The sequence below is a fragment of the Wolbachia endosymbiont of Drosophila leontia genome, assembly GCF_028981785.1.
GTDB lineage: Bacteria > Pseudomonadota > Alphaproteobacteria > Rickettsiales > Anaplasmataceae > Wolbachia > Wolbachia pipientis.
Window position 1 is genome coordinate 8,602 of the sequence record NZ_JAPQLK010000138.1, and the last position, 2,453, is coordinate 11,054.

The 2,453-nt window shown below is 37.7% G+C and carries 2 protein-coding genes; one reads left to right on the forward strand and one right to left on the reverse strand.

Translation table 11 applies throughout. The features are described from left to right. Nucleotides 1-93: 93 nt before the first annotated feature. Nucleotides 94-225, reverse strand: coding sequence for a hypothetical protein (locus OZD63_RS05070; protein WP_275008292.1), 132 nt, complete (start codon nucleotides 223-225; stop codon nucleotides 94-96). A gap of 195 nt (nucleotides 226-420) precedes the next feature. Between OZD63_RS05070 and recJ the strand changes: the two genes are divergently transcribed. Further along, nucleotides 421-2,160, forward strand: coding sequence for a single-stranded-DNA-specific exonuclease RecJ (gene recJ, locus OZD63_RS05075; RefSeq protein ID WP_274980045.1), 1,740 nt, complete (start codon nucleotides 421-423; stop codon nucleotides 2,158-2,160). The last annotated feature ends 293 nt before the right edge of the window (nucleotides 2,161-2,453 follow it).

The following is a 2,453-nucleotide window of genomic DNA, read 5'->3' on the forward strand; positions in this document are numbered from 1 at the left end:
CTGAAATAGGCATGGCCAAGTTTGAGATAGCTTCATGAATTTATTGTACGTTACCTACTATCCGAAGAGCAATGCAACAAAGCCATCCCAGTGTCAGCTACTCGGATGACAAAAAAAGGAGCACTGGGATGACATCATAGGGGCACTGGGATGACACCATTCTTTTTCCTGGATCCAAATAGTCAAGGCACTGGAACGACAAAGTGGAGTGTCTGCCTCTGTCATCCTATGATAGCTAAAAAGACCTGGTCACGCGCTGGAATGACACCGAAGGGGCTACTGCCCTCTTGGATGGAGACCAGTGTCAGCTACTTAGATGATACCTTTTTTCTACTTAGTTTAGGTTATGCAGAAGTCTAATACAATTATAGAACAAGCTTAAAAATTCTGGTAAAGTAGTTTTATTTACAAAGAAAGAATATGCTACTTGAAATTGAAAAGCGCAGCATAACAAATGCATTGTGGAAGTTGCAAGAAGCAGATCAAAGGCAAATCTTAACTCTTACACAGAGATTTGAGTTACCAGAAATATTAGCAAGAATATTGGTTACTCGTGGTGTTAACATAGAAAATGCAAGCGACTTCTTATATCCACTAATCAGATCGCTATTACCAGATCCCTTTCACCTTCTTGATATGGATAAAGCTGTTTCTCGTATAATACGGGCAATAAAAAATGATGAAAACCTTGCAATATTTGGTGACTATGATGTTGATGGTGCAACGTCGTCAGCATTGATTAACAGGTACCTGAGAGCAATCGATATACACTCTATAATCTACATTCCAGATCGTGTTGATGAGGGCTATGGATTAAACACAGATGCTTTATTACAACTTAAAAAGAATGGAGTTGATTTATGTATTTCCGTTGATTGTGGTACGCTTGCATATCAACCAATAGAAGATGCAAAGGCTTTTGGTCTTGATATTATAGTTGTTGACCATCACCTTGGTACGGAAAAATTACCAAGCGCCGTAGCAGTTGTGAATCCAAACCGCCTTGATGAGAGCTCTCCTTATAATAACCTAGCAGCAGTTGGAGTGTCATTTCTGCTAATTGTTGCTCTTAATAAAAGCCTACGTGAGCAAGGATTTTTTACCAACAAAAAAGAACCAGATTTATTTGATCTGTTGGATTTGGTTGCCCTGGGAACTGTCTGTGATGTTATGCAGATCACAGGCCTCAATAGAGCACTTGTCTCACAAGGATTAAAAGTTATGTCAACAAGAAAAAACGTTGGCTTGCGTGTTTTATTTGATGCTTTGGGAATCCTTGAAAAACCAAGTGTTTCTCGATTAGGGTTTAGTATTGGGCCATGCATAAATGCTGGAGGAAGAATAGGAGAAGCATCGCTTGGTGCAAGGTTGCTTTCCACCGATGATGATGAAGAGGCACATTCAATCGCGCTAAAATTAATAGATTTGAATAATGCAAGAAAAGTGTTAGAAAATGAGGCTCTCTTGGAAGCTACAGCACAAGCGGAAAAGTCTGCCCAATCAGGTGCGAATTTTATAATGATAAGTGGCAATTGGCACCAGGGAATAATTGGTATAATTGCATCAAGGCTAAAGGAGCAGTTTCACTTGCCAACAGCAGTGATATCTTTAAATAATGGAATAGGAAAAGCAAGCTGTAGATCAATTTTGGGAGTTGATATCGGTGCTGCAGTCCTTTCCGCAAAGTTTATAAATTTGATTATTGAAGGTGGTGGCCATAGTATGGCGGCAGGATTTTCAATTAAAGAAGACAAAATAAATGATTTGCATGATTTTTTTACTGAAAGATTTTCAAACTCTATAAATGAGAAAACTTTAAAAGCTGATAGTGTAGTAACTGCTAAAGCAATAAATTTGTCTTTATGGAATCAATTGCAACGCTTGGGACCATTTGGAGTTGGAAATCCTGAACCAAGGTTTATTATCCAAGGAGCAAAGATAAGAAAGCCTGAAGTTATAGGAGTTGACCATATAAAATGTTTTATTGCTGATGATAATGTTATGGTAAGAGCTATTGCATTTCGTTCTGCAAATACTCATCTTGGCTCTGCTATCATGCAGGGTAATGTTAAAGCTATTTTGGGTAAAATCTCTGTGAATTACTGGAATGGCAATGAATTTGTACAATTTTTAATAGAAGATGTATTGACCATTAGTTGAGTGTATCTGTTCAGCAGAGTGGCAAAATAGGTAGACAAGATAAACCAAAAAATCAAGAAGAGGTGAGGGGACTCCGCCAACAATATTGCAATAAACCTGAAACTTGAGAAGACTATTTCCCGAAAGCTTCTACAAAAAGAACGGAGAGTTGAATTTATTTATAGAGCTAATGATCAAATAACCATATGTCTCGATGGATAATATATGGTAGAGCTCATGGGCAACAAGAAATTAATAGTTCGTATTAGTTGTAGTTATGAAGTAAATCGATTAGCAGAGTTGTATCTATTAGA